Source organism: Frateuria sp. GZRe12 (assembly GCF_051900535.1).
In the GTDB taxonomy this organism is placed as follows: Bacteria; Pseudomonadota; Gammaproteobacteria; order Xanthomonadales; family Rhodanobacteraceae; genus Frateuria_A.
In genome coordinates this window covers 184059-207217 of sequence record NZ_JBHZGI010000003.1, presented here as the reverse complement: position 1 = coordinate 207217, position 23159 = coordinate 184059, and the positions used below count along the sequence as shown (strand labels likewise).

General features: G+C 66.4%; 21 protein-coding genes. 5 read left to right on the top strand and 16 right to left on the bottom strand.

Annotated features, from left to right (window positions below; genetic code table 11):
- Positions 1–49 precede the first annotated feature (49 nt).
- The 5 genes from ACFWZ4_RS09500 to ACFWZ4_RS09480 all read right to left on the bottom strand — a co-directional run bounded on the left by ACFWZ4_RS09500 (position 50) and on the right by ACFWZ4_RS09480 (position 5311).
- Positions 50–1411 (bottom strand): amino acid permease, encoded by a 1362-nt coding sequence (locus ACFWZ4_RS09500; protein ID WP_439704446.1) that lies wholly within the window; start codon positions 1409–1411, stop codon positions 50–52.
- 25 nt (positions 1412–1436) lie between these two features.
- Complete coding sequence (locus tag ACFWZ4_RS09495; protein ID WP_439704445.1) at positions 1437–2087, bottom strand: rhomboid family intramembrane serine protease; 651 nt, start codon at positions 2085–2087, stop codon at positions 1437–1439.
- Between the two features lie 270 nt (positions 2088–2357).
- A complete protein-coding gene (locus ACFWZ4_RS09490) occupies positions 2358–2984 on the bottom strand; it encodes a C40 family peptidase (RefSeq protein WP_439704444.1) in 627 nt (208 codons plus the stop codon).
- A gap of 196 nt (positions 2985–3180) precedes the next feature.
- Positions 3181–3873, bottom strand: coding sequence for a YggS family pyridoxal phosphate-dependent enzyme (locus tag ACFWZ4_RS09485; protein WP_439704443.1), 693 nt, complete (start codon positions 3871–3873; stop codon positions 3181–3183).
- Positions 3874–3877: 4 nt separating this feature from the next.
- Positions 3878–5311, bottom strand: coding sequence for a M20 family metallopeptidase (locus ACFWZ4_RS09480; RefSeq protein ID WP_439704442.1), 1434 nt, complete (start codon positions 5309–5311; stop codon positions 3878–3880).
- Between the two features lie 218 nt (positions 5312–5529).
- On the opposite strand from ACFWZ4_RS09480, the gene ACFWZ4_RS09475 reads away from it, so the two are divergent.
- From ACFWZ4_RS09475 to ACFWZ4_RS09465, 3 genes are all read left to right on the top strand, one after another.
- Positions 5530–5877, top strand: coding sequence for a ComEA family DNA-binding protein (locus ACFWZ4_RS09475; RefSeq protein WP_439704441.1), 348 nt, complete (start codon positions 5530–5532; stop codon positions 5875–5877).
- A gap of 241 nt (positions 5878–6118) precedes the next feature.
- Positions 6119–6571 carry an SET domain-containing protein-lysine N-methyltransferase gene (locus tag ACFWZ4_RS09470; protein ID WP_439704440.1) on the top strand — a complete coding sequence of 151 codons (453 nt, stop codon included), beginning with the start codon at positions 6119–6121 and terminating at the stop codon, positions 6569–6571.
- Positions 6572–6591: 20 nt separating this feature from the next.
- Entirely contained in the window at positions 6592–7131 is a 540-nt protein-coding gene (locus ACFWZ4_RS09465; protein ID WP_439704439.1) for a GNAT family N-acetyltransferase, read from the top strand.
- Between the two features lie 175 nt (positions 7132–7306).
- On the opposite strand, the gene motB is transcribed toward ACFWZ4_RS09465, so the two are convergent.
- From motB to queA, 7 genes are all read right to left on the bottom strand, one after another.
- Positions 7307–8374 carry a flagellar motor protein MotB gene (motB, locus tag ACFWZ4_RS09460; RefSeq protein ID WP_439704438.1) on the bottom strand — a complete coding sequence of 356 codons (1068 nt, stop codon included), beginning with the start codon at positions 8372–8374 and terminating at the stop codon, positions 7307–7309.
- Positions 8371–9240: a flagellar motor stator protein MotA gene (gene motA / locus ACFWZ4_RS09455; protein WP_439704437.1), complete on the bottom strand. Its 870-nt coding sequence runs from the start codon at positions 9238–9240 to the stop codon at positions 8371–8373. The genes motB and motA overlap by 4 nt, the downstream gene beginning before the upstream one ends.
- 244 nt (positions 9241–9484) lie before the next feature.
- Positions 9485–10456, bottom strand: a complete 972-nt coding sequence (secF, locus tag ACFWZ4_RS09450; RefSeq protein ID WP_439704436.1) for a protein translocase subunit SecF — start codon at positions 10454–10456, stop codon at positions 9485–9487.
- Positions 10457–10469: 13 nt separating this feature from the next.
- Positions 10470–12350 (bottom strand): protein translocase subunit SecD, encoded by a 1881-nt coding sequence (secD, locus tag ACFWZ4_RS09445; RefSeq protein WP_439704435.1) that lies wholly within the window; start codon positions 12348–12350, stop codon positions 10470–10472.
- 75 nt (positions 12351–12425) lie between these two features.
- A complete protein-coding gene (gene yajC, locus ACFWZ4_RS09440; RefSeq protein ID WP_231324575.1) occupies positions 12426–12758 on the bottom strand; it encodes a preprotein translocase subunit YajC in 333 nt (110 codons plus the stop codon).
- Between the two features lie 222 nt (positions 12759–12980).
- A complete protein-coding gene (gene tgt, locus ACFWZ4_RS09435; RefSeq protein ID WP_439704434.1) occupies positions 12981–14126 on the bottom strand; it encodes a tRNA guanosine(34) transglycosylase Tgt in 1146 nt (381 codons plus the stop codon).
- 81 nt (positions 14127–14207) lie between these two features.
- Entirely contained in the window at positions 14208–15236 is a 1029-nt protein-coding gene (gene queA / locus ACFWZ4_RS09430; protein ID WP_439704433.1) for a tRNA preQ1(34) S-adenosylmethionine ribosyltransferase-isomerase QueA, read from the bottom strand.
- Positions 15237–15443: 207 nt separating this feature from the next.
- Between queA and ACFWZ4_RS09425 the strand changes: the two genes are divergently transcribed.
- The gene (locus tag ACFWZ4_RS09425) at positions 15444–17432 is read left to right on the top strand and encodes an acetyl/propionyl/methylcrotonyl-CoA carboxylase subunit alpha (RefSeq protein WP_439704432.1); all 1989 of its coding nucleotides are present in this window, start codon (positions 15444–15446) and stop codon (positions 17430–17432) included.
- Positions 17433–17511: 79 nt separating this feature from the next.
- Here the strand turns inward: ACFWZ4_RS09425 and infC are convergent, their stop codons facing one another.
- Both infC and thrS read right to left on the bottom strand, forming a co-directional pair.
- Complete coding sequence (gene infC, locus ACFWZ4_RS09420) at positions 17512–18039, bottom strand: translation initiation factor IF-3 (RefSeq protein WP_439704608.1); 528 nt, start codon at positions 18037–18039, stop codon at positions 17512–17514.
- 45 nt (positions 18040–18084) lie between these two features.
- Positions 18085–19986 carry a threonine--tRNA ligase gene (gene thrS, locus ACFWZ4_RS09415; protein WP_439704431.1) on the bottom strand — a complete coding sequence of 634 codons (1902 nt, stop codon included), beginning with the start codon at positions 19984–19986 and terminating at the stop codon, positions 18085–18087.
- 332 nt (positions 19987–20318) lie between these two features.
- On the opposite strand from thrS, the gene ACFWZ4_RS09410 reads away from it, so the two are divergent.
- Positions 20319–21326 carry an NAD-dependent epimerase gene (locus ACFWZ4_RS09410; protein WP_439704430.1) on the top strand — a complete coding sequence of 336 codons (1008 nt, stop codon included), beginning with the start codon at positions 20319–20321 and terminating at the stop codon, positions 21324–21326.
- Here ACFWZ4_RS09410 and ACFWZ4_RS09405 read toward each other — a convergent pair.
- Both ACFWZ4_RS09405 and ACFWZ4_RS09400 read right to left on the bottom strand, forming a co-directional pair.
- Positions 21314–22060, bottom strand: coding sequence for a hypothetical protein (locus ACFWZ4_RS09405; RefSeq protein ID WP_439704429.1), 747 nt, complete (start codon positions 22058–22060; stop codon positions 21314–21316). The two genes, ACFWZ4_RS09410 and ACFWZ4_RS09405, sit on opposite strands and share 13 nt — an antisense overlap.
- A gap of 462 nt (positions 22061–22522) precedes the next feature.
- Positions 22523–22972: a CopD family protein gene (locus ACFWZ4_RS09400; protein WP_439704428.1), complete on the bottom strand. Its 450-nt coding sequence runs from the start codon at positions 22970–22972 to the stop codon at positions 22523–22525.
- Positions 22973–23159 lie beyond the last annotated feature (187 nt).

Here is a 23159-nt window from a genome sequence, read left to right as displayed (position 1 = left end):
GCTTGCCGGTGGGCCGAAGCCCACCCCACGCCGGATCAGCGGGACTGTCTCAGACAGTCACCAGCGCCGACCGCATGCGCCGGCCTATGCCGAAACCCCAGTACGCCAAGGTCAGCAAGGCCACCCAGCCTGCGCCCACGTAAAGCGCCACGCGCGTATCGGGACTGTAGCCGAGCATCACCAGCACGAACGCCAGAAAGGCCAACGCCAGCACGCTCGAGAGCGGCCACAGGCGCAGCCGGAACGGCAGCGGCTCGGGCTGGCGGCGATGGAAGCTCCAATGCGCCACCAGCACCGTGCCCCAGGTCCACACGGTGTTGAACGCCAGGATCGACATGATCATGCCGAAGATGCGTTCGGGCACCAGGTAGTTCATCACCACGCCAAGCAACAGGAAGAAGATCGTCACCAGCACGCCGCGAACCGGCACGCCGCTCGCGCTCAGGTTCCCCATCGCGGCCGGCGCCTGGCCCTTGGTCGCCAGGCTGTGCAGCATGCGGCTGCCGCTGAAGGTGGTCGAGTTGAAGCTCGACAGCGCCGCGGTGATCACCACGAAGTTGATCAAGCCTGCCGCCTGCGGGATGCCCAGTTTGGCGAAAGTGGTGACGAACGGGCTGCCCTGCGTACCCAGCTCGTTCCACGGGTAGATCGCCATGATCACGAACAGCGAGCCGATGTAGAAGATCAGGATGCGCCAGATCACGGAGTTCACTGCCTTCGGAATCGTGCGCTCCGGATGCGCGGCCTCGGCGGCGGCCATGCCGATCGTCTCGATGCCGCCGAAGGAGAACACCAGTACCGGCAGCGCCAGCACCATGCCGGTGAAGCCGTTGGGGAACCAGCCGCCGTGGGTCCACAGGTTGGAAATGCCCACCGGCTGCCCGCCGTTGCCCCAACCCAGCCAGATGATCCCGAATCCGCCCAGGATCATCAGCACCACGGTGAGCACCTTGATCAGGGCAAACCAGAATTCCATCTCGCCATAGACCTTTACCGCCATCAGGTTCAGGCCGCCGATCATCACCACGGAAGCGAACGCCCAGATCCATTGCGGCAACTCGGGAAACCAGTCCTTCATGTAGATGCCTACCGCCGTGCTCTCGGCGATGCCCACGCCCATCATCAGCACCCAGTAATTCCAGCCGGTCAGGTACCCGGCGTAAGGCCCCAGATACTTGTGCGCGTAGGCGCTGAAGGAACCGGCGATCGGCTCGTGCGCGGCCATCTCGCCCAGCGCGCGCATGATCACGAAGATCATCGCGCCGCCGAACAGGTAGGCGATCAGCACCGACGGCCCGGCCAGCTTGATGGTGCTGGCCGAGCCCAGGAACAGGCCCGCGCCGATGCACATGCCAAGGGCCATGAAAGTAATGTGGCGCGGCGTGAGCTGCCGCTGCAGATGTTCGCTCATGTGGGGCCCGTCAGGAAAAGGAAGGTCAGCGCATCAACCGGCGCCTGGGCTTGATCGGCAGCCGCCCGCGCCAGTACTCGATCAGTATGTAGCCGCCAAGCATGCCACCCAGGTGGGCGAAATGGGCCACGCCTGCCTGCGTGCCGGTCACGCCCAGGAACAACTCGATCACCGCGTAGCCGGTCACGAACAGCCAGGCCGGCATCGGCACGGGCAGGAAGATCAACATCATTTTCTCGTGCGGATACATCATGCCGAACGCCAGCAGCAGGCCGAAGATGGCGCCCGATGCACCCAGCGTCGGATAGAAGCCATGGGTGAACCATTGGACGACCATCAGCTGCGCCAGCGCCGCGACGACCAGGCACACGAAGTAGTAGAACAGGAACTCGCGACCGCCGAACAGGCGCTCGATGGGTCCGCCGAACATGTACAGCGCGAGCATGTTGAAGGCGATGTGCTCCAGGCCGCCGTGCATGAACGCGTAGGTCACCAGCTGCCACGGCCGGAAGCCGATGGCGACCATGCCCTCGGGCGTGGGCAGGAAATGATCCGGACCCCACGGCCACAGGGCGAAGTGCATGACGAGCACGTCTCCCAGCAGCATTTGCAGCAGGTAGACCGCGACGTTGGCGATGAGCAGGTTGCGGGTGACAGGCGGGAGCTGGAAAGGCATGGTCGATCCGGTGAGGACCTCGTGAGGGTAGCGCAAACGCGATTGCGCAAGGCAAGGCCGTCGCGCGCCCGGGGTACTTCGGCTCCGGCCTGCGGCCTGCGCTCGGCCACGAACGGGGATGAACGAAACGGTGCGCCATCAAATCCAGGCGTTCGCACGGGGGTGTAGACCGCAGGGCGAATCGAAGGGAGCGCCGGGCTCGAGGTAGAGCCATGAAAAAAGGCCGCCTGTTGGCGGCCCGACTGCGGAAACCCCCGTGGTGTTTCCCCTTCAACCGTTCTGCGCGATGCCTTCGGGACGGCGCGCGCCAGCGAACCGCTTGGACCAGTAGGCCTCGTCGAGGCTGGAAACCTCCACCGACTTGCCCGCCGAGGGCGAGTGGATGAAGCGTCCGTTGTCCAGGTAGATGCCCACGTGCGAGATGCGCTTCTTGCCGCGGGTGTGGAAGAACACCAGGTCGCCCGGCTGCATGTCGCCGCGCTTGACCTTGACGCCTGCCAGGAACTGCCGCGCCGAATTGGCCGGCAGGCGCAGGCCGATCGCGTGTGCGAACACGTAGCGGACGAAGCCGCTGCAATCGAAACCGGTGCTCGGCGAATGGCCGCCGCGGACGTAGCGCACGTCGCGCAGTTGCATCGCCAGCGCGACCAGCGCCTGGCGCACGCGGGAAGCCTCGTCGGCCGGACCTTCATCCTTCGTCGGCGCCGTCACCAGCGCGGCCGGATCGGCCGGCAGCGTAGCGTTGGCGAGCGCCGGCGCCAGGTTGGCGAGCGGCAACGGAGCCAGCAACGGTGCGACCGCGGGCGTCGGGATGGTGCGTTCGACGGCATGCGCAGGCGCGATCGCAAGCAACGCGGCAAACAGGGCGGCGGTTGCGATCAGGCGCTGGAAGGGCATGCGGGAAAATCCCTTTGCAGGTCGGGGCTTGGCCATGGCCGCCGCAGCGGTATGGCGAAGGGGTTCGACGTTAGCAAAGGGCCTTGGCCTGGTTGTTCGATTGACGTTAAGTAGACCCCGGCGTTTCGAAACGTTCACGCAGCGGTGTGATTGGGCGCACAGGAGGCAGGCAGGCGCCTGGTCCTCTGGCGGGGCTTCAGCGGCGGCCGAAGATCGCGGTACCGATCCGCACTTCGGTGGCGCCCTCGGCGATCGCCAGCGGGAAGTCGCCGCTCATGCCCATGGACAGGCGCGGCAATGCATGCCCCAGCCCCACCGCGGCATCGCGCAGCTCGCACAATAGGCGGAAACAGGCCCGCACGGCCTCGGCATCGTCCGATTGCACGGCCATGGTCATCAGCCCGCGCACGCGCAGCGTGGGGTAGTCGCGCAGGCGATCGAGGAAAGCCGGCAGTTCCTCCGGCGGCAGGCCGTGCTTGCTTTCCTCCGGCGAGGTCTTGACCTGCACCAGCACGTCGAGCGCGCGGCCTTCGGCGTCCAGGCGCCGGTGCAGCGCCTCGGCCAGGTTCAGCCGGTCCAGAGATTGCACCTCGCTGGCCAGCCGCGCCACGTCCCTGGCCTTGTTGGTCTGCAGGTGGCCGATCAGCACCCATTCGAGCGGAAGGTCGGCCAGCGCGGTGGTCTTCTCGCGCAGCTCCTGCACCTTGTTCTCGCCAAAACGGTTGAGGCCCAGCGCGGCGGCCTCGCGCACCACTTCGGGGGCGAATGTCTTGCTGACCGGCAGCACGGTGACGTCCGCCGGATCGCGGCCTGCCGCGCGACAGGCCGCGTCCACGCGCGCGCGGACCTCGGCCCAGCGGGCGGCAAGCGTATCGGCCGGCCCGCTCATGGGTTCAGCCCTTGCGGGCCTGCTCGCCGTGGCGGGCGACTACCTCGGCCACCACCATGCTCACCTTCTTGCCGGTGGGAATGTGCAGGAACTCGTTGGGGCCGTGGGCATTGGAATGCGGGCCGAGCACGCCGGTGATCAGGAACTGCGCCTGCGGGAACTTCTCGCCCAGCATGCCCATGAACGGGATCGAGCCACCCTCGCCCATGTACGCCGCCGGTGCGCCGAAATAGTGCTCGGAGGCCTCGGCCACCGCCTTTTCGAGCCACTCCGACAGCTGTGGCGCGTTCCAGCCGCTGCCGTCCTTCTCCAGCCTGAAGCTGACCTTGGCGCCGTAGGGCGGATCCTTCTCCAGCAGTTCCTTGAGGAACTTGCCGGCCTTGGCGCCGTTGAGCGTCGGTGGCACGCGCAGGCTGAGCTTGACCGCGGTGAACGGGCGCAACACGTTGCCCGCGCTCTCCAGCGCCGGCATGCCGCCCACGCCGGTCACCGCCAGCTGCGGACGCCAGGTGCGGTTGAGTACCAGCTCGACCAGGTCCTTGGTCACCGGCTGCATGCCCTCGACAAACGGGAACTTGTCGTACACCGCCTCGCCCAGTACCTCGGTGGATCGCCGCGCCTGCTCGATGCGCTGCGGCGGGACCTCCACGTAGAGCTCTTCCGGCTTGATCCTGCCGGTGGCCGGATCTTCCAGCCGCGAGAGGATCTCGCGCAGGATGCGGAAGCTCGACGGCACCACGCCCGAAGCGTCGCCCGAATGCACGCCCTCCTCCAGCACCTGCACCGTCAGCTCGCCGCCGGTCATGCCGCGCAGCGAGGTGGTCAGCCACAGCTGGTCGTAGTTGCCGCAACCCGAATCCAGGCAGACCACCAGCGAAGGGTTGCCGATGCGCGCGGACAGGTGGTCCACATAATGGGGCAGGTCGTAGCTGCCCGATTCCTCGCAGGCCTCGATCATGATCACGCAGCGCGCATGGGGCACGCCCTGCTCGGCCAGCGCCAGCAGCGCCGAGAGCGAGCCGAACATCGCGTAACCGTCGTCGGCGCCGCCGCGACCGTAGAGCTTGTCGCCCTTGATCACCGGCGTCCACGGACCCAGGCCCTCGGCCCACCCGGTCATTTCCGGCTGCTTGTCGAGGTGACCGTAGAGCACCACGGTGTCCTCGCAGCCGGCCAGCGTGGCCGGTACGTCGATGTAGATCAGCGGCGTACGCCCGGGCAACCGCACCACCTCGAGCGTGGCGCCCTTGAGCGAGGCCAGCTTGCCGCGCGCCCAGCGCTCCAGCAGTGCCACCGCCTGGTCCATGTAGCCGTGCTCGACCCACTTGGCGTCGAACATCGGTGACTTGTTGGGGATGCGGATGTACTCGACGAGCTGCGGCACGATCTCGTCGTCCCACAAACCACCGATGAAGCCGGACAGGCGCGCGGTATCCATGGGCGAGACTCCTTAAATGCATGCGGGAAGCCCTCTAGTGTACCAGCGGCACCGGAACGGCCCGTCACGGCCCACACGGCGTCGGCTACCGCCCACAGGGGCCGGCGACCGAGCCTGCCCGGCTGCAGCGCCCGCCGCCGACTGTGGCCGTCCCCGTCCCCGGCCACACTTTCCGGACGGCAACGGTGCCGTCCAACGCATCCCAGGGAGGGAAAACCATGCAGTCGAAGTTCCGCCAACTGCTCGTCGCACTGGCCGTCGCGGCCTCGTTCGCGCTGCCGGCGTTCGCCGCCACGCCGGTGAACGTCAACAAGGCCGACGCCACGACTATCGCCAGGTCGCTGGACGGCATCGGCCAGTCCAAGGCGCAGGCGATCGTCGCCTGGCGCCAGGCGCACGGCCCGTTCAAGCGGGTGGAAGACCTGGCCCAGGTCAAGGGCATCGGCAAGGGCACGCTCGAGCGCAATCACGACGCCATCCGCTTCAGTGGCGACCTGCCGCCGCCGAAGACGGCTCCGGCGAAGAAGAGCGCGCACCGCAAGGCAAAGGCAGTCGCCCAGGGCTGATCGCCGTCGGGCTTCCATCGACTCCCCGGGGGCCGCCCCGGGGAGGGCTGGGGCAAAACGGGTTCTCGTTCCTCGCCGACGCCCAGCCCCTCGGGAGCGCGGAGCGCTCCTCCGGCCATGGCAGTGGCAGGTCACCGCCCACGGATGGGCATCTGGTGGCCTCTGCCAGGCGGCCAGCTCTCTGGCAGCGCACCGTCGCCCTTGCGCTACACTCGCGCGCTTTCCACGCCGCCAGACCACCATGATTCTTCCGCGCTATCGCATTGCCGCCTCCACCATCGGCGGCGCCGGCAAGGGCCTGTTCCTGGACGAGGACGTGGCCGCGGGGCGCATCGTCACCGCACCGGATGCGATCGACCGCACATGGAATGCCGCCGACCTGGCCGCTCGGCCGGAGATGGCCTACGCCAGCGCGCGCTGGTTCGAGGACCGCTACACGCTGTCGCCCGATTGGCCGGACGAGTGCTACATCAACCACAGCTTCGAGCCCACCGGCCTGTGGCACCTGGGCTTCGTGTTCGCGCTGGCCGACCTACCGGCCGGCACCGAGCTCACCGTGGACTACCGCCATCTGCTGCCACCAGGCCAGGCGGAGGACTTTATCGACACGGCCACCGGTGAGAAGATCGTCGGGTACGACTGGGCCGAGAGCCTGGCCTCAAGTACACGTGCGCTGAGCCGATTGCTCAAGTAACGGCCGCTGCTCCAACGACGATGTTCGATATACCCACTCTCGAAACGCCGCGCCTGCGCCTGACCGCGCTGGCTGCGCGCCATTTCGACGACTACGCCGCCATGCTCGCCGACCCGGACAGTACCCGCTGGATCGGCGACGGCCAGCCGCTGGACCGCACCAGCGCCTGGCGCTCGCTGGCCATGCTGCTGGGCCACTGGGCATTGCGCGGCTGCGGCATGTGGGCGCTGGAGCTCAAGGACACGGGCCAGTTCATCGGCCGTGCCGGCCTGATGTACCCGGAAGGCTGGCCGGACCTGGAACTGGGCTGGATGCTCAAGCCCGAATTCCGCCACCGGGGCTACGCCACCGAGGCGGGCCAGGCCATCCTCGAGTTCGCCTGGAACCAGTTGCACGCGGTCCGCGTGATCAGTCTGGTACGCATCGGCAACGCGGCCTCCGACCGGGTCGCCGAGCGGCTCGGCGGCGAGCACATCGAGGACATGGACTTCTACGGCAGCCCGAACCACGTGTTCGCCTATTACCCGCCCAATCGCGAGTCGCGGCGGGCCTGGGCCTAGGTATCAGTCGCCGGGCGGTTGGCGGCCGGCCTCGTGCGCACGTCCCCAGGCCTTGGAGCTTTCTCCTTCAAGGAGAGTGTTTGGGCGGGATGGTTTTTTGTTCCCGCTGTCGGCGCGCGGATTTTTTGCCTTGGCAGATCGTCGCCCACGAGTGGGCTCCTACGCGAGGCGGCGCCTAGCGGCCAGCCGGACGCAGCGTGGGCGGCACCGGCAACGCCGTGGCGGCGACCGGCGCAGCCGGCAGGGAGACGCCGGCGGGCATCGTGACCTCGGGATGCGCGGAAACACGCGTCGCACCTGTCGTCGGCGTGGGCGGCGCCTGCACCGAAGCGGTGGGTGGGTCCTGCGTGGGGTGGGCGTCGACCACATCCTGCGACAAGGCCGCCGCTTCGGCCTCCCTGGTCATCACGATGATGCTGATCCGTCGGTTGATCGGATTGTCCGGGTGCGCCTTGTCCAGCGGCACCGAGGCCGCCAGGCCGACTACACGCGCGGTCTTGCCCTTGGTCATGCCGCCTGCGAGCAACGCGCGCCTGGCCGCGTTGGCACGGTCGGTGGAAAGCTCCCAATTGCTGTAGTCGCGCTCGTTGGCGTACGGCGCGTCGTCCGTGTGTCCGGTGATGCTGACGCGGTTGGGCACGCGGTTGATGAAGGTGCCGAGCTCACCCAGGATGGCGCGGGTGTAATCCTTCAACTGTGCGCTGCCCAGGTCGAACATCGGCCGGTTGAGCTTGTCCACGATCTGGATGCGCAGGCCTTCGGAGGTGATGTCCAGCAGCAGCTGGTCCTTGAATGGCGCGAGCGCCTGGCTGTTCTGGATCGCGGCATGCAACTGCTGCATCAGCTCCTGCAGGCGCGCCTTTTCCTGTTCGCGCGCGCGCTTTTCGATCGCCTCCTTGGAAACCGGGGCGGATGGGCCGTTGTGGCGGTCCTTGCCGGGCCCGTGCGAGAGATCCATTGCGCCGCCCAGTTGTACCGCCGCGTCGCTGGCGCCGCCGGGGCCCATGCGACCTGGCGGCGCAACGGTGGCGTTGCCCGGCGTCATGCTGGGATTGCGGAAGTATTCGGAGATCGCGGCCTTTTGCTCGCGCGTGCCGGCACCAAGGATCCACATCACCAGGAAGAACGCCATCATCGCCGTTACGAAGTCGGCGTAGGCCACCTTCCAGGCGCCGCCGTGGTGGCCGTGCGCCTGTTTCTTCACCCGTTTGATGATGATCGGCGGGCCGCCTCCTTCGCTCATGCGCCGGCTCCGGCGCGGGCGCCCTTGAGGTGGTCCTCGAGATCCTGGAAATTGGGGCGCGAGTGCGCCGAGAGCGCCTTGCGCGCGAACTCCACCGAAACTTTCGGGTTGTAGCCGCGCAGATTGGCCATCAGCGCCACCTTGACGCACTCGAAAGCCTTGCCGTCCTCGCGCACGCGGCTTTCCATCGCCGCCGCGACCGGCCCGATGAAGCCGTAGCAGAGCAGGATGCCCAGGAAGGTGCCGACCAGCGCGCCGGCGATGTGCTCGCCGATACGCGAGGTGTCTCCGCCCAGGTTTGACATGGTGGTGACGATGCCCAGCACCGCCGCGACGATGCCGAAGCCCGGCAATGCGTCTGCCATCTTGGCCACTGCCTGCGCCGGCGCCTCCGCCTCGTGATGGTGGTTCTCGACCTCGGCGTCCAGCAACGCTTCCAGCTCATGCGGCTCCATGCTGCCGCCCACGATCAGGCGCAGGCAGTCGGTGATGAACTCGACCAGGTGGTGCTCGCGAAGCAACCGCGGGTAGGCCGAAAACACCGAGCTCGACTGCGGATCCTCGATGTGCGACTCCATCCCGAGCACGCCTTCCTTGCGCATGACGCCGAAGATGTCATACAGCAACGCCAGCAGGTCGACGTAGTCCTGCTTCTTGTAGTTCGGCCCCTTCACCAGGGCCGCCGCCTCGCTCAGGGCCGCCTTGACGACCTTGCTGGAATTGGCCGTCAGGAAAGCGCCGATCGCGCCCCCGAAGATGATCAGCAGCTCGTAGGGTTGCCACAGCGCCAGCAGCTGTCCATGCGACATCACATAGCCGCCGAGCACGCAGCCGATGACGACCAACGTTCCAACCAGAACCAGCATTTCCCACTCCGGGCGCGCGACGCCTTCCAATCACTCCGGGTTATCGGTCGACTGGCGGAAAAATTGAACGGGCGAAGCTGCGAACGGGATCACCGTTGCTGCGGCCACCTGGAGCCCGGTTTGCCCGTGAGGCGCCTTCCCGCCTCGGCGGGACATTGTCCGAAGGGCGTATGGGACCGACCTCGCGAAAGACCAAAAAAAAGCCCGGCACATGGCCGGGCTTTTTTGGCGGGATACGGGCAACTCAGGGCCGCCGCGCAAGCTCCGGGTTGTCCTTGGTCTGCGGCATCAGGTCCTTCTTGGACACGCCCAGCCAAAGCAGGATCGGGCTGGCCACGAAGATCGAGGACAGCGTACCGACCACGATGCCGATCAGCATGGTGATGGCGAAGCCGTGCACCTGGGGACCGCCGATGAAGTAAAGCGCGGCCATCGTGATGCCGGTGAACAACGAGGTGATGATGGTTCGCGACAGTGTGGTATTGATCGAACGGTTGAGGACCTCTTCCGGTTCGGCCTTGCGCGAGAGCCGGAACAGCTCGCGAATGCGGTCGAATACCACCACCTTGTCGTTGATCGAGTAACCGATCACCGCCAGCACCGACGCCAGCACGGTCAGGTCGAATTCGCGCTGTACCAGCGAGATCACGCCGAGGGTGACCAGCGTGTCGTGCACTTCGGTCAGTAGCGCCGCGATCGCGAAGCGGCGCTCGAAGCGGATCCACAGGTACACGCCGATGCCAATGATCACGAAGATCGCTGCGATCGAGCCGTCGCTCTTGAGCTCGTCACCCACCTGCGGGCTGACGAAGCTGTGGCTGCTTTCCACCGCGTCCGGGCGCTCCTTCTTGAGCGCGGCCATGACGCTGGCGGCGACCTTGTCGGCACGCGCCGAGGCGCTCTCGCCGGGGGCCGCGCCGTCCTTGCCGTCAGCCTTGGGCTGCAGGCGGATCAGCACCTGGCGCGAACCGCCCAGGCTCTGCACGACCGGGTTCTCGATGCCTGCCTCGTCCAGCGCCGTGCGCACATCGCCGATGTCGATCGTGCGGTCGTATTTGACCTCGACCGAGATGCCGCCGGTGAAGTCCAGGCCGTAGTTGAGGCCGCGGGTGAGCAGCAGCCCCACCGACGCGATCATCAGCAGCGCCGCGATGACGATGCTGATCTTGCGCCAGTGCAGAAACGGCACGTTGCTGTTGTGGTTGAAGATTTCCATCGTTAGTACGTCCTCAGACCGACAGCGTCTTGAGCTTGCGGTTGCCGTGGATCAGCGCGGTGATCGCGTGGGTCACGGTAACCGAGGTGAACATCGAGGTCAGGATGCCGATCAGCAGCGTCACGCCGAAGCCCTTGATCGGGCCGGAGCCCATGGTGGTGAGCGCCAGCGCCGCGATCAGGTGGGTGACGTTGGCGTCCAGGATGGTCGACCAGGCCTTGTCGTAGCCGGCGCGGATGGCCGCGTGCGGGCTGGAGCCATTGCGCAGTTCCTCGCGCACGCGTTCGCAGATCAGTACGTTGGCGTCGATCGCCATGCCGAGCGTCAGCACGATGCCGGCGATGCCCGGCATGGTCAGGGTGACGCCGATCATCGACATCACGGCGACCAGGATCACCAGGTTGAAGAACAGCGCGATATCGGCGACCAGGCCGAACAGGTGGTAGTAGATCGCCGCGGCCAGCAACACCAGGCCCAGGCCCAGCAGCACCGCGCGCAGGCCCTTCTCGATGTTGTCCTGGCCCATGCTCGGGCCGATCACCGACTGCGAGGCGATGTTCATCGGCGCGGCCAGCGAGCCACCCTTGAGCAGCAGCGCCAGTTCGGAAGCCTCCTTCGGGCTGCCCAGGCCGGTGGTCTGGAACTGTTTGCCGAACACGCCCTGGATGGTCGCGTCGTTGATGACCTCCTGCGTGGTGTGGGGCACCTGCACTTCCTTGCCGTCGACGATCTTGGTGTCGTAGACGGTCTCCACGTACACCACCGCCATCGGCTTGCCGACATTCCCACTGGTGAAGTCGAGCATCTTCTTGGCGCCGGAGGCGCTCAGCGTCACGTCCACCTTGGGCGTGCCGCTCTGCTGGTCGACGCCGGAGGAGGCATCCACCAGCTCGTCGCCGGTGGCGATGATGCGCTTGCTGACCAACACCGGTGCTTGCGTATCGCGCATGTAGTAGAGGTTGGCGTCCGGCGGCACGTTGCCGGTGCGCGCCGCCTCGACGGCGCGCGGGTCGCCCGCATAGCCGATGCCGGCGCGGTATTCCAGCGTGGCGATGGCACCGATCACCTTCTTGGCCTCGGCGGGGTTCTGCACGCCGGCCAGTTCCACCACGATCTGGTCCTCGCCCTGCTGCTGGATCAGCGGCTCGGACACGCCCAGCGCGTTGATGCGGTTGCGCAGCGTGGCGGTGTTCTGGCGGATCGTGGCCAGCGCCAGGTCGCGCAGCTTCTCGGGCTTGACGGAGGCGGTCAGCAGGAAGCGATCGCCGGTGCTGGCGCCTTCCTGCACAACCAGATCGGGGTATTCGGTGGCGATCGCGTCGATGGCGGCAGTGCGGTCGGCGGCCGAGCGCAGCACCACGCCGATGCCCTGGCCACGCTGCGCGCTGCGGGTAACCGATTCGTAGCGGATGTTCTTTTCGCGCAGCAGGCTGCGGATGTCGTCGGCATAGCGCTCTTCCTGCTTGTCGACCACGGCGTTCTGATCCACCGCCATCAGGAAGTGCACGCCGCCCTGCAGGTCCAGGCCCAGCGGCATCGAGTTGGCGTGGATCGCGCGCAGCCAGCCCGGCACGGTCGAGGCGAGGTTGAGCGCGACGGTGTAGTTGTCGCCCAGCGCGCCCTTGACCACGTCGGCCGCCTTGGCCTGCACGTCGGCGTTGGGGAAGTCGGCTACGAGGTGGTCGCCCTCGATCGCCAGCCCGCTGTAGGACACCTTCTGCGCGGTCAGCGCGTCGGCGACCTTCTGCTTGACCGAGGCATCGAGCGGCGCGCCATGGGTGGCAAGGACCTGCACCGACGGTACCGGCGGGAAGGCGTTGGGTAGCGCGTAGACGATGCCGAACAGCAATACCAACGCGACCAGCGCGTATTTCCAGCGTGGAAAGTCACTCATGCCTGGGAAGCCCGTTGCTTGTTACTTCGAAGGCCGCGACCCCCTCGGCCGCGGCGGATGGCCTGGCTGGCCTCGTCAGGACGACTTCAGCGTGCCCTTGGGCAGCACCTGGGAGATCGCGCCCTTCTGCAGCTTGATCTTGACGTTCGGCGCGATCTCGACGGTCAGGAAGCTTTCGCCCACCTCTTCCACGCGTCCGGCGATGCCGCCGTTGCTGACGACCTCGTCGCCCTTGGCCAGCGCCGTGACCATGTTGCGATGCTCCTTCTGGCGCTTCATCTGCGGCCGGATCATCAGGAAATAGAAGATGACGAAGAGCGCGATCAGCGGCAGGAAGCTGAAAAGCGGGTTGCCCGGTGCAGCGGCGGGGGCAGCCTGGGCGATCACCAGGGACATCGGAAGGCTCATCGTTTCATCCTGCAAGTAGCGGCGTGGACAGGAAATTCCCATCCGCGCCAGAAAAAGGTCTTGGATTATGCCATGCACCCCAAGGGCATGCACGGCGGCTTCACGCGTCCCTGCATGGCGGCGCGGACCGGAGTTTGCAAGCGGCGCGCCTTGGGAAAGGACGGGGCCCCGAAAGTTCCTGCCTTGCGACGCAGGGTGCGCTTTAGGCCTCCCTTCCCAACATCACGCGGGCCCAAGCCCACCCTTGCGGCGGGCGTAGAACGTCCCGACGAAATCCTCCAGCGCCCCGGCGGCGATCGCATCGCGCAGCCCGGCCATCAGCCGCTGGTAGTGGCGCAGGTTGTGGTGCGTGGCCAGTTGGCTGGCCAGGATCTCGTTGCAACGATCCAGGTGGCGCAAATAGGCACGGGAGAAGCCATTGGCGCAGGCGTAGCAGTCGCAGCCTTCCTCGATGACGCGGGTGTCGTGGGCGTACTTGGCGTTGCGGATGCGCAAGGTACCTTCGGGCACGAACAGGAAGCCGTTGCGGGCGTTGCGGGTGGGCATCACGCAATCGAACATGTCGATGCCGCGGCGCACCGCCTCGACGATGTCCTCCGGTCGGCCCACGCCCATGAGGTAGCGCGGCTTGTCCTGGGGCAACAGGCCCACGGTGAAATTTAGCGTGTGGTTGCGCTCGGCCTCCGGCTCGCCTACGGCCAGGCCGCCGACCGCGTAGCCGTCGAAGCCGATGCCGACCAGGCCCTCCGCCGAGCGGCGGCGCAGCGGCTCGTACACGCCTCCTTGCACGATGCCGAACAGGGCATTAGGCGGCTTGGAACGGGCACGTTGCATCTCGTCGAAGGCGCGGCGCGAGCGTTCCGCCCAGCGCAGCGACATCTCCATCGAGTCCGCGGCCTGCTTCTCCGTCGCCGGATAGGGCGTGCACTCGTCGAAGATCATGGCGATGTCCGAATCCAGCACCGTCTGGATCTTCATCGACACCTCGGGCGACAGGAACACCTTCGAGCCGTCCACCGGCGAGGCGAAGGTCACACCGTCCTCGGCCAGCTTGCGCTTGTGCGCCAGGGAGAAGACCTGGAAGCCGCCCGAGTCGGTGAGGATCGGCTTGTTCCAGCCGATGAAACGGTGCAGGCCGCCGAACTCCTCCACGATCTCCAGGCCGGGGCGCAGATAGAGATGAAAGGTGTTGCCAAGGATGATCTCGGCGCCAAGCTCCGTGAGGTCGCGCGGGGTCATCGCCTTGACCGAGCCGTAGGTGCCCACGGGCATGAAGGCAGGCGTCTCGACGGTGCCGCGGGCGAAGGCCAGGCGGCCGCGGCGGGCCGCGCCGTCGCGGGCCAGCAGATCGAAAGTCATGGAAGTCATCGGGGCATTATCGCATTGCCACGCGCCCGCCCGGCCGGAACCTCATCCATTCCATCGCTGCGCAGTACGGGAGCAAGAAACTCAAGCGCGCGGCAGGATCAGCATCGCATCTCCATAGGAGAAGAACCGGTACCGCTCCCGCACCGCGTGCCGGTACGCCTCCAGCACGAATTCCCGTCCGGCCAGCGCCGAGACCAGCATCAGCAGCGTCGACTGCGGCAAATGGAAATTGGTGATCAGTCCGTCGATGCTGGTGATGCGGTAGCCCGGAAAAATGAAGATCTGCGTTTCGCCGGCGAACGGGTGCACCTGCCCGTCGATCGTGGCGCTCTCCAGGGCCCGCACCACGGTAGTGCCCACCGCGATCACCCGCCCGCCGGCAGTGCGCGTTCGACGCATCTTCTCCACCAGCGCGGCACCCACGTTGAGCCATTCGCGATGCATCGTGTGCTGGTGGATGTCCTCCACGCGCACTGGCTGGAAGGTGCCGGCGCCCACGTGCAGCGTGACGTAGCCGGTGTCCACGCCCAGCTCGCGCAGGCGCCCGAGCAGCGATTCGTCGAAGTGCAGGCCGGCGGTGGGCGCGGCCACGGCGCCCGGCTCGCGGGCATAGACGGTCTGGTAGCGCTCCATGTCGGCGGCATTGGCCTGGCGCTCGATGTAGGGCGGCAGCGGCATCTCGCCCAATTTCGAGAGCAGCTTTTCCAGCGGCTCGGGCGATTCGAAGCGCAGCTTGAAGAACGCCCCGTCGCGACCCAGTACCGTGGCGTGGCTGCCGTCGCCAAGCTCGATCCGGCCGCCTTCCTTCGGTTTCTTGCTCACGCCGAGCTGCACGGTGGCCTCGTGCGCGCCGGTGACCCGTTCGATCAGGATCTCCACCGCTCCACCGGACTGCTTGCGCCCGTAGAGCCGCGCCGGCAACACGCGGGTATCGTTGAACACCAGCAGGTCACCGGGACGCAGGAAGGACGGCAGTTCGCGGAACCGTCGGTCCTCCAGCGTGCAGGTGGCCGGGTCCATCCACAGGAGCCGGCTGGCCGAGCGCTCCGGCAGCGGTGCCTGGGCGATCAGTTCGGGCGGCAGGTCGAAATCGAAATCGGACTTCTTCAAAGCGTGCCTCTGGGCTCTTGTGGGAGCGCACCCGTGCGCGTCCGCCATGCATCCCGGTCGCGCACAGCTGCATTCCTACAGGGAAACGGGTACGGCGACCGGCAATGATAGTCCTCACCGACCCGCCTCGTGCTGCGCTGCGCATCGGCTACACACGCCTTATCTGTTAATTTCGCGGGCTTTGCATCGACTCGGGACCGACCCTGCATGTTCGAGCGCGTATTGATTGCCAACCGCGGCGAGATCGCCTGCCGCGTGATCCGCACCTGCCGGCGCCTCGGCATCCACACCATCGCGGTGTATTCGGAAGCCGACAAGGACGCGCAGCACGTGCGGCTGGCCGACGAGGCCTGGCCGATCGGCGGCCCGCGCCCGGCCGACTCCTACCTGCGGGGCGATGCCATCCTGGAGGTGGCCAGGAATACCGGCGCGCAGGCAATCCACCCGGGCTACGGCTTCCTGTCGGAGAACACCGGCTTCGCCCGCGCCTGCGTCGAGGCGGGCATCGTCTTCATCGGCCCCAAGCCCGAGAGCATCGACGCGATGGGTTCCAAGGCCGCCGCCAAGGCCTTGATGGAGAAGCACGCCGTGCCGCTGGTGCCCGGCTACCACGGCGATAACCAGGACCCCGCCTTCCTCGCCGAGCAGGCGCGCAACACCGGCTTCCCGCTGATGATCAAGGCCGCCGCCGGTGGCGGCGGCAAGGGCATGCGCATCGTGCGCGGCGAGGGCGACTTCGCCGATGCATTGGCCTCGGCCCAGCGCGAGGCTGCCAACGCCTTCGGCGACACGCGCGTCATCCTGGAGCGCTACGTCGAGCACCCGCGCCACATCGAGTTCCAGGTATTCGGCGACACCCACGGCAACGTGATCCACCTGAACGAGCGCGAGTGTTCCTCCCAGCGCCGCTACCAGAAGGTCCTGGAAGAAACGCCCTCACCCTTCCTCACTCCGGAGCGCCGTCGCGCCATGGGCGAGGCGGCGGTAGCCTCTGCGAAGGCGGTCGACTACGTCGGCGCCGGCACGGTGGAGTTCATCGTCGGCACGGATGGCGAGTTCTTCTTCATGGAAATGAACACGCGCCTGCAGGTCGAACACCCGGTCACCGAGGAGACGATCGGCCTGGACCTGGTCGAATGGCAGCTGCGCGTCGCCGCCGGCCAGCCGCTGCCGCTGAAGCAGGATCAGGTCGAGGCGCACGGCCACGCGATCGAGGTACGCCTGTACGCCGAGGATCCGGAGCAGAACTTCCTGCCCGGCTCCGGCAAGCTGCTGCGGCTTCGCCTGCCCTTGCATTCGAAGCACGTGCGCATCGATGGCGGCGTGGTCGAGGGCGACACCGTCACCATCTTCTACGACCCCATGATCGCCAAGCTGATCGTCCGGGATGTCGACCGCCCGCAGGCGCTGGAGCGGCTGCGCCAGGCGCTGGCCCATTGCGAGATCGTGGGTCCGAAATCCAACATCGCCTTCCTCGAGCGGCTGGCGCGACACCCGTCGGTGGTCGAGGGACGCATAGACACCGGCTACCTCGACCGCCATCTGGACGAGTTCCTCCAGGGCGAAACGCCGCCATCCAACCGGGTGCTCTTCGCAGCCGCAACCGCGGCACTGCTGCAGGAAGAACGCAGCGTATCGGCCAACGCGGCCGACCCGCATTCGCCCTGGGCCAGCGCCGATGCCTGGCGCATCGGCCACGCCGGCAAGCGCGTGGTGGCGCTGTCGCTCGATGAGCAGCGTTACGAAATCGCGGCCCACGGTCACGATGGCGACTACCGGTTGGAGCACGACGAGGCCGCCTGCGACGTCCACGGCGCACGCCTGGAACCAGATGCACTGAGCGCCCGCTTCGACGGCGAGGCCCAGCGCCTGGGTGCGCTGGTCGACGACAGCCGCGTTTTGCTGCACGACGCCATCGGCCGGCGCTACCGCTTCGTGCGCGCCCCTGCCTTCGCCTGGGCGTCGACCGAAAGCGCCGGAGGCAACCAGATCGTCGCCCCGATGCCCGGCCGCATCGTGCTGGTCAAGGCCCAGCCCGGCGACAGCGTCGAGGAAGGCCAGGAGCTGCTGGTGATGGAGGCGATGAAGATGGAGCTGGCGCTGAAGGCGCCGCGTGCCGGCACCATCGAGAGCGTCAGCGCGACGCAGGGCGAGTTCGTGGAAGCCGACGCGGTGCTGGTGCGCTTCGAGGCTTAACCACCCCTTCTCTTCGCCGGGGGGATGCCGGAGTCGAGGTGAGCGCAAAAAAAAGGCGGCCATTGGGCCGCCTTTTCCCTTACTGCTTTTTCTTCGGTCCGATCATCATGACCATCTGGCGCCCTTCCAGCCTCGGGAAGGATTCCACCTGGCCGTTGTCGCCGACGTCCTCCTGGATCTTCTTGGCCAGGTTCTGGCCGAGGTCCTGGTGGGACATCTCGCGGCCGCGGAAGCGGATCGTAACCTTGACCTTGTCGCCCTCTTCCAGGAAGCGAAGCATATTGCGCAGCTTGATCTGGTAGTCGCCCACGTCCGTCACCGGGCGGAACTTCACTTCCTTGATCTCGACCTGCTTCTGCTTCTTCTTGGCGGCCTGGGCCTTCTTCTGGGCTTCGAACTTGAACTTGCCGTAATCCATGATGCGGCAGACCGGAGGGTCGCCATTGGGCTGGATCTCGACCAGATCCATGCCCGCTTCCTGCGCCATGGCCAGCGCCTCGTCGCGGGTCAGGATGCCCAGCTGCTCCGAGTCGGCGCCGATCACGCGCACGCGCGGCACACGGATTTCCAGGTTACGGCGGTTGCCCTTGTTGTCGGTGGTAGCGATACCACTATCCTCCAGAAGAGTTATTGGATTAGGCCACGCGGAACATCAACGCCGCGTTTCGGCCTGAAGTCGTTCGACGAAGTCGGCCAGCGGCATGCTGCCCAGATCCTCGCCCGAACGGGTACGCACGGAAACGGCCCCCGCTTCCTTCTCGCGGTCACCGACCACGAGGAGATAAGGGACCTTCTGCAACGTATGCTCGCGGATTTTATAGCCGACCTTTTCATTGCGCAAATCGGCCTGGACGCGGAAGCCTTTCTCGACAAGGGCTTGCGTCACCTCGCGGACATAACCGGCCTGGGCGTCGGTGATGGAAAACACCGCCGCCTGCACCGGCGCCAGCCAGGCCGGAAGGTTGCCGGCGTGGTGCTCGATCAGGATGCCGATGAAACGCTCCATCGAGCCCACGATGGCGCGATGCAGCATCACCGGGTGGCGCTTCTGCGAGGCCTCATCCACATACTCGGCGCCCAGGCGCTCGGGCATCATGAAGTCGACCTGCATGGTGCCGACCTGCCAGGCGCGGCCGATCGAATCCTTCATGTGGTACTCGATCTTCGGGCCGTAGAAGGCGCCTTCGCCGGGCAGCTCCTCCCACTTCACGCCGGCGGCCGAAAGCGCCTTGCGCAGCGCGTCCTCGGCGCGGTCCCACACTTCGTCCGATCCGATGCGCTTGTCCGGACGCAGCGCGATTTTCAGCGCGATGTCCTGGAAGCCGAAGTCGCCGTACACCTGCATGGCCTGCTGGTGGAAGGCGGTGACCTCAGGCTCGATCTGCTCGGGCGTGCAGAAGATATGGCCGTCGTCCTGGGTGAAGGCGCGCACGCGCATGATCCCGTGCAGCGCGCCGGAGGGCTCGTTGCGGTGACAGCCGCCGAACTCGCCGTAGCGGATCGGCAGCTCGCGGTAGCTGTGCAGGCCGGTGTTGAAGATCTGCACGTGGCCCGGGCAGTTCATGGGCTTGAGCGCGTAGGTGTGCTTCTCCGACTCGGTGAAGAACATGTTCTCCGCGTAGTTGTCCCAGTGCCCGGACTTCTTCCACAGCGACACGTCCAGCACCTGCGGGCACCGCACTTCCTGGTAGCCGCTCTTGCGGTAGACGCGGCGCATGTACTGCTCCACCTGCTGCCAGATCGCCCACCCGTTGGGGTGCCAGAACACCATGCCGGGGCTTTCTTCCTGCTGGTGGAACAGGTCCAGCGTCTTGCCGATCTTGCGGTGGTCGCGCTTCTCGGCCTCCTCCAGCTGATGCAGCCAGGCCTTGAGGTCCTTGTCGTTGAGCCAGGCGGTACCGTAGACGCGGGTCAGCATCGCGTTGTTGCTGTCGCCACGCCAATAGGCGCCGGCGACCTTCATCAGCTTGAAGGAACGCAGCTTGGCCGTATTGGGCACGTGCGGGCCGCGGCACAGGTCGGTGAAGTCGCCCTGGGTGTAGAGCGAGAGTTCTTCATTGGCCGGGATCGACTCGATGATCTCGGCCTTGTAGACCTCGCCCAGGTCGCGGAAAAACTTCACCGCCTCGTCGCGCGACTTCACCGAGCGCGAGACCGGCAGCGCCTCGTTGACGATCTTCTCCATCTCCGCCTCGATCTTCACCAGATCCTCGGGGGTGAAGGGACGCTCGTAGGCGAAGTCGTAGTAGAAGCCGTTCTCGATGACCGGGCCGATGGTGACCTGCGCGCCCGGATACAGGCGCTGCACGGCCTGCGCCAGCAGGTGCGCGGTCGAATGGCGCAGGATCTCCAGCGCCTCGGGACTCTTCTCGGTAACGATCTCCACGTGGGCGTCATGGTCGATCGGGAAGCTGGCGTCCACCAGCTTGCCGTCAACCTTGCCGGCGAGCGTCGCCTTGGCCAGGCCGGCGCCGATGGAGGCAGCCACGTCCTGGACGGTCACGGGATGGTCGAACGGCTTCTTGCTGCCGTCCGGGAGAGTCACTTCGATCATGGATGGAACCCCGGAAAATCAAAAAAGGGCGAAACGCCCTTTGGTGCAACGGAACAAAGGCGTCGGGAGGTCAGCGATGAAAAGCGGTAGTTGCCATGTCGCACGCTCGACCGGCGCTTACGCGCGGGCCACCTTGAACCAGTCAGGCTCGTAGTCTATCCGAGAATCCCCTGCAGGAGCGGCCTTGTTCGCGACCGCCCCGTGCACCCACATATGAACCTCCCGCGTGGCCGTGTCCCCTGGACGCTCCCGCGGATGGCATCACGCACTTGCGCCCGTCCCTCACGCCCCAGCCCGCTAGAATGCCCCGTCCTAAACAGGAACCGTAACGGATGCGCATCCTCGTCACCGGCACCGCCGGCTTCATCGGCTCCGCACTCGCCCAGCGCCTGCTCGCGCGCGGCGATGAAGTGTTCGGCATCGACAACCACAACGACTACTACGACCCGTCGTTGAAGGAAGCGCGCCTGGCGCAGTTCGCCGACCACCGCGCGTACACGCATCTGCGCGCGGACCTGGCCGATGCCGAAGCGGTCGACCGCACCTTCGCGACGTTCCAGCCGCAACGCGTGGTGAACCTGGCCGCCCAGGCCGGCGTGCGTTACTCCCTGAAGAATCCGCGCGCGTACGTCCGCAGCAACCTGGATGGTTTTCTCAACATTCTGGAGGGCTGCCGCCACGGCAAGGTCGGGCACCTGGTCTACGCCTCGTCCAGCTCCGTCTACGGTGCCAACCGCAAGATGCCCTTCGCGGTGGAAGATGCCGTCGATCATCCGGTCAGCCTGTATGCCGCCAGCAAGAAGGCCAACGAACTGATGGCGCACAGTTACAGCCATCTCTACGGCCTGCCGACCACCGGGCTGCGCTTCTTCACCGTGTACGGCCCCTGGGGCCGGCCGGACATGTCACCGATGCTGTTCGCCGACCGCATCAGCCGCGGCGAGCCGATCGACGTCTTCAACTTCGGCAACCACAGCCGCGACTTCACCTACATCGACGACATCGTCGAAGGCGTGATCCGCACGCTCGACCACCCGGCCCAGCCTGACCCGTCCTACGATCCCGAACAGCCCAATCCCGGCACGTCCAGCGCGCCCTACCGCGTGTACAACATCGGCAACGACCAGCCCGTGCAGTTGCTGCGCTTCATCGAGCTGCTGGAACAGAACCTCGGCACCACCGTCGGGAAGAACCTCTTGCCCATGCAGCCAGGCGATGTCCCCGACACCTGGGCCGATGTCTCCGCCCTGCGCCGCGACGTCGGCTATGCGCCGGATACCTCGATCGAGGATGGCGTCGCCCGCTTCGTGAAGTGGTATCGCGACTATCACGGGCGCTGACCCGCGCTGCGCCGCAAACGCGGGTTTGGCTGCCGAGGCCTGTTGCTGCGCATGCCCGGAAGCCCCCACTGCTCCAGCGTCATGCGGGGCCGCGCCCAGTGCAGCCAGCCAATGGCCACCGCCATGGCGCCGAAGGTCAGCGGTCCACCCGGCCAGGAGTGACCGGGAAACACGTACATCACGCAACCGGACAGCGCCAGCAAGAGTGCCGGCTGCCAGGCGCGGCCGGCCCGGTACAGCGACAAGGCGGCCGACACCGTGCCGACGGACAACGACAGTCGCCCGATCAGTGCCAGCAGGGGATGGTTGGTCCCCCCGAATATCGGATGCGTCCAGACCACATCGATGGGTGCCTGCCAGGCACCCGGCCGTCCGGAGGCATGGGCTGCCTCCACCAGACTGCCCACTACCAGCCCTGCCGCGGTATCGAAAACCACGAAGCACAGTGCGAACACGAACAGCGCCGACCGGCAGAGCTTGGCCGGAACACTGGTCTGTGCATCCACCAGGGTTGCCACCGAAAACGCGGCCAGGGCAAACAGCGGCACCTGGATGTAATGGACGATCAGCCAGGTATGGACGTCCATCTCAAGCAGATGGTGGCCTGGATGGGGATGGAAGACTTCCAGGATCGCCAACGCGGCCGGCGCCGCAGCGGCGAGTACCGCATGCCGCGCGCGTAGACGGCGGGCCTGGTTCAAATCCTCGAAGGTGTCTGGCTGGAAGATGTTCATGGGATCGATCCCGGGAGAACCGGCGCCGTAACGGCGGAACCGGCATGCGGCGCAAGCGTCGCGGATCAGCCTTACCCCCGCCCCCAATGACACCTTGGCGTTTCCTCGAAACCAAGGCCCAGCCCCTCAACGCACGGCCGGACACGAATGGCAAAGCCGTCGGGAGCCGCCGTGACAGCGTCTCCGGTTTTTTTGTGGCATGGGAACGCACCTCGCGATGCACGCGAGGTTAAGCAGCCAAGCGAGACTTGGAGACCCGAAATACCGGAAACGCCCGCGCTGCCACAACACGCCGGGCGCTAGCGGTATCGGACTAGCCGGAACCGAAATGGTGCATCCGACTACCAATGCACCGGTTGCCGATTAGACATCAATGAACGTAAACCCACGGTCGAAAAAAGTCGTGGCCGCGCGTGACACCGCGCTCGGCAGCTACAGCGGGGCGACGGGTGCCGGTTCGAATCAGAAGGGCTTGGCCAGCACCAGGAAAATCACTCCCAGCAACAGCAGGACCGGCAGCTCGTTGAGCCAGCGCAGCGCGACCGGCGAAGGCAACGCACCGCCCTTCCCGCAGTGCTTCAACATCCGTCCCACGACCACGAAATAGGCCAGCAACAGGGCCACCAGTCCGAGCTTGGCATCGATCCAGTGCATGCCCGCCGCCACGTTCGGCAAGGTCGCGGGAAACAGCCGCCAACCCTGCCACAGCACCAGGCCGAACAGGAACGCAATGCCGAACATGTTGTGGCCGAACTTGTACAACCGCCGTCCCATCAGCAGCAGCCGCCCCCGCACGGCCGCATCCTCGCCGGCCTCGGCGAGGTTGACGAGGATGCGCGGCAGATAGAAAACCGTTGCCATCCAGGCGATGACGAAAAGCAGATGGAAGGACTTGATCCAGAGGTAGGTCATGCTGAGGTCCTTATGAGGAACGCGCCATTGTGGCTCAGCCGGCAACCGCTCCTCCAGCAAGCGCCCGGACCCGACCTCCCCGGTTGCCGCCCGACCGCGTGCTCGCGCTGCCGCAGTTCGCGAGCCGATCGACGATGACGCGGCGGCCAATACCCGCACACGCGCGATAATGCCAGCCGAACCGCCA

Excerpts from the sequence above, each read along its gene's own strand:
- ACFWZ4_RS09500 (WP_439704446.1), bottom strand. The coding sequence starts at position 1,411 with ATGAGCGAACATCTGCAGCGGCAGCTCACGCCGCGCCACATTACTTTC.
- ACFWZ4_RS09495 (WP_439704445.1), bottom strand. The coding sequence starts at position 2,087 with ATGCCTTTCCAGCTCCCGCCTGTCACCCGCAACCTGCTCATCGCCAAC.
- ACFWZ4_RS09490 (WP_439704444.1), bottom strand. The coding sequence starts at position 2,984 with ATGCCCTTCCAGCGCCTGATCGCAACCGCCGCCCTGTTTGCCGCGTTG.
- ACFWZ4_RS09485 (WP_439704443.1), bottom strand. The coding sequence starts at position 3,873 with ATGAGCGGGCCGGCCGATACGCTTGCCGCCCGCTGGGCCGAGGTCCGC.
- ACFWZ4_RS09480 (WP_439704442.1), bottom strand. The coding sequence starts at position 5,311 with ATGGATACCGCGCGCCTGTCCGGCTTCATCGGTGGTTTGTGGGACGAC.
- ACFWZ4_RS09475 (WP_439704441.1), top strand. The coding sequence starts at position 5,530 with ATGCAGTCGAAGTTCCGCCAACTGCTCGTCGCACTGGCCGTCGCGGCC.
- ACFWZ4_RS09470 (WP_439704440.1), top strand. The coding sequence starts at position 6,119 with ATGATTCTTCCGCGCTATCGCATTGCCGCCTCCACCATCGGCGGCGCC.
- ACFWZ4_RS09465 (WP_439704439.1), top strand. The coding sequence starts at position 6,592 with ATGTTCGATATACCCACTCTCGAAACGCCGCGCCTGCGCCTGACCGCG.
- motB (WP_439704438.1), bottom strand. The coding sequence starts at position 8,374 with ATGAGCGAAGGAGGCGGCCCGCCGATCATCATCAAACGGGTGAAGAAA.
- motA (WP_439704437.1), bottom strand. The coding sequence starts at position 9,240 with ATGCTGGTTCTGGTTGGAACGTTGGTCGTCATCGGCTGCGTGCTCGGC.
- secF (WP_439704436.1), bottom strand. The coding sequence starts at position 10,456 with ATGGAAATCTTCAACCACAACAGCAACGTGCCGTTTCTGCACTGGCGC.
- secD (WP_439704435.1), bottom strand. The coding sequence starts at position 12,350 with ATGAGTGACTTTCCACGCTGGAAATACGCGCTGGTCGCGTTGGTATTG.
- yajC (WP_231324575.1), bottom strand. The coding sequence starts at position 12,758 with ATGAGCCTTCCGATGTCCCTGGTGATCGCCCAGGCTGCCCCCGCCGCT.
- tgt (WP_439704434.1), bottom strand. The coding sequence starts at position 14,126 with ATGACTTCCATGACTTTCGATCTGCTGGCCCGCGACGGCGCGGCCCGC.
- ACFWZ4_RS09425 (WP_439704432.1), top strand. The coding sequence starts at position 15,444 with ATGTTCGAGCGCGTATTGATTGCCAACCGCGGCGAGATCGCCTGCCGC.
- thrS (WP_439704431.1), bottom strand. The coding sequence starts at position 19,986 with ATGATCGAAGTGACTCTCCCGGACGGCAGCAAGAAGCCGTTCGACCAT.
- ACFWZ4_RS09410 (WP_439704430.1), top strand. The coding sequence starts at position 20,319 with ATGCGCATCCTCGTCACCGGCACCGCCGGCTTCATCGGCTCCGCACTC.
- ACFWZ4_RS09405 (WP_439704429.1), bottom strand. The coding sequence starts at position 22,060 with ATGAACATCTTCCAGCCAGACACCTTCGAGGATTTGAACCAGGCCCGC.
- ACFWZ4_RS09400 (WP_439704428.1), bottom strand. The coding sequence starts at position 22,972 with ATGACCTACCTCTGGATCAAGTCCTTCCATCTGCTTTTCGTCATCGCC.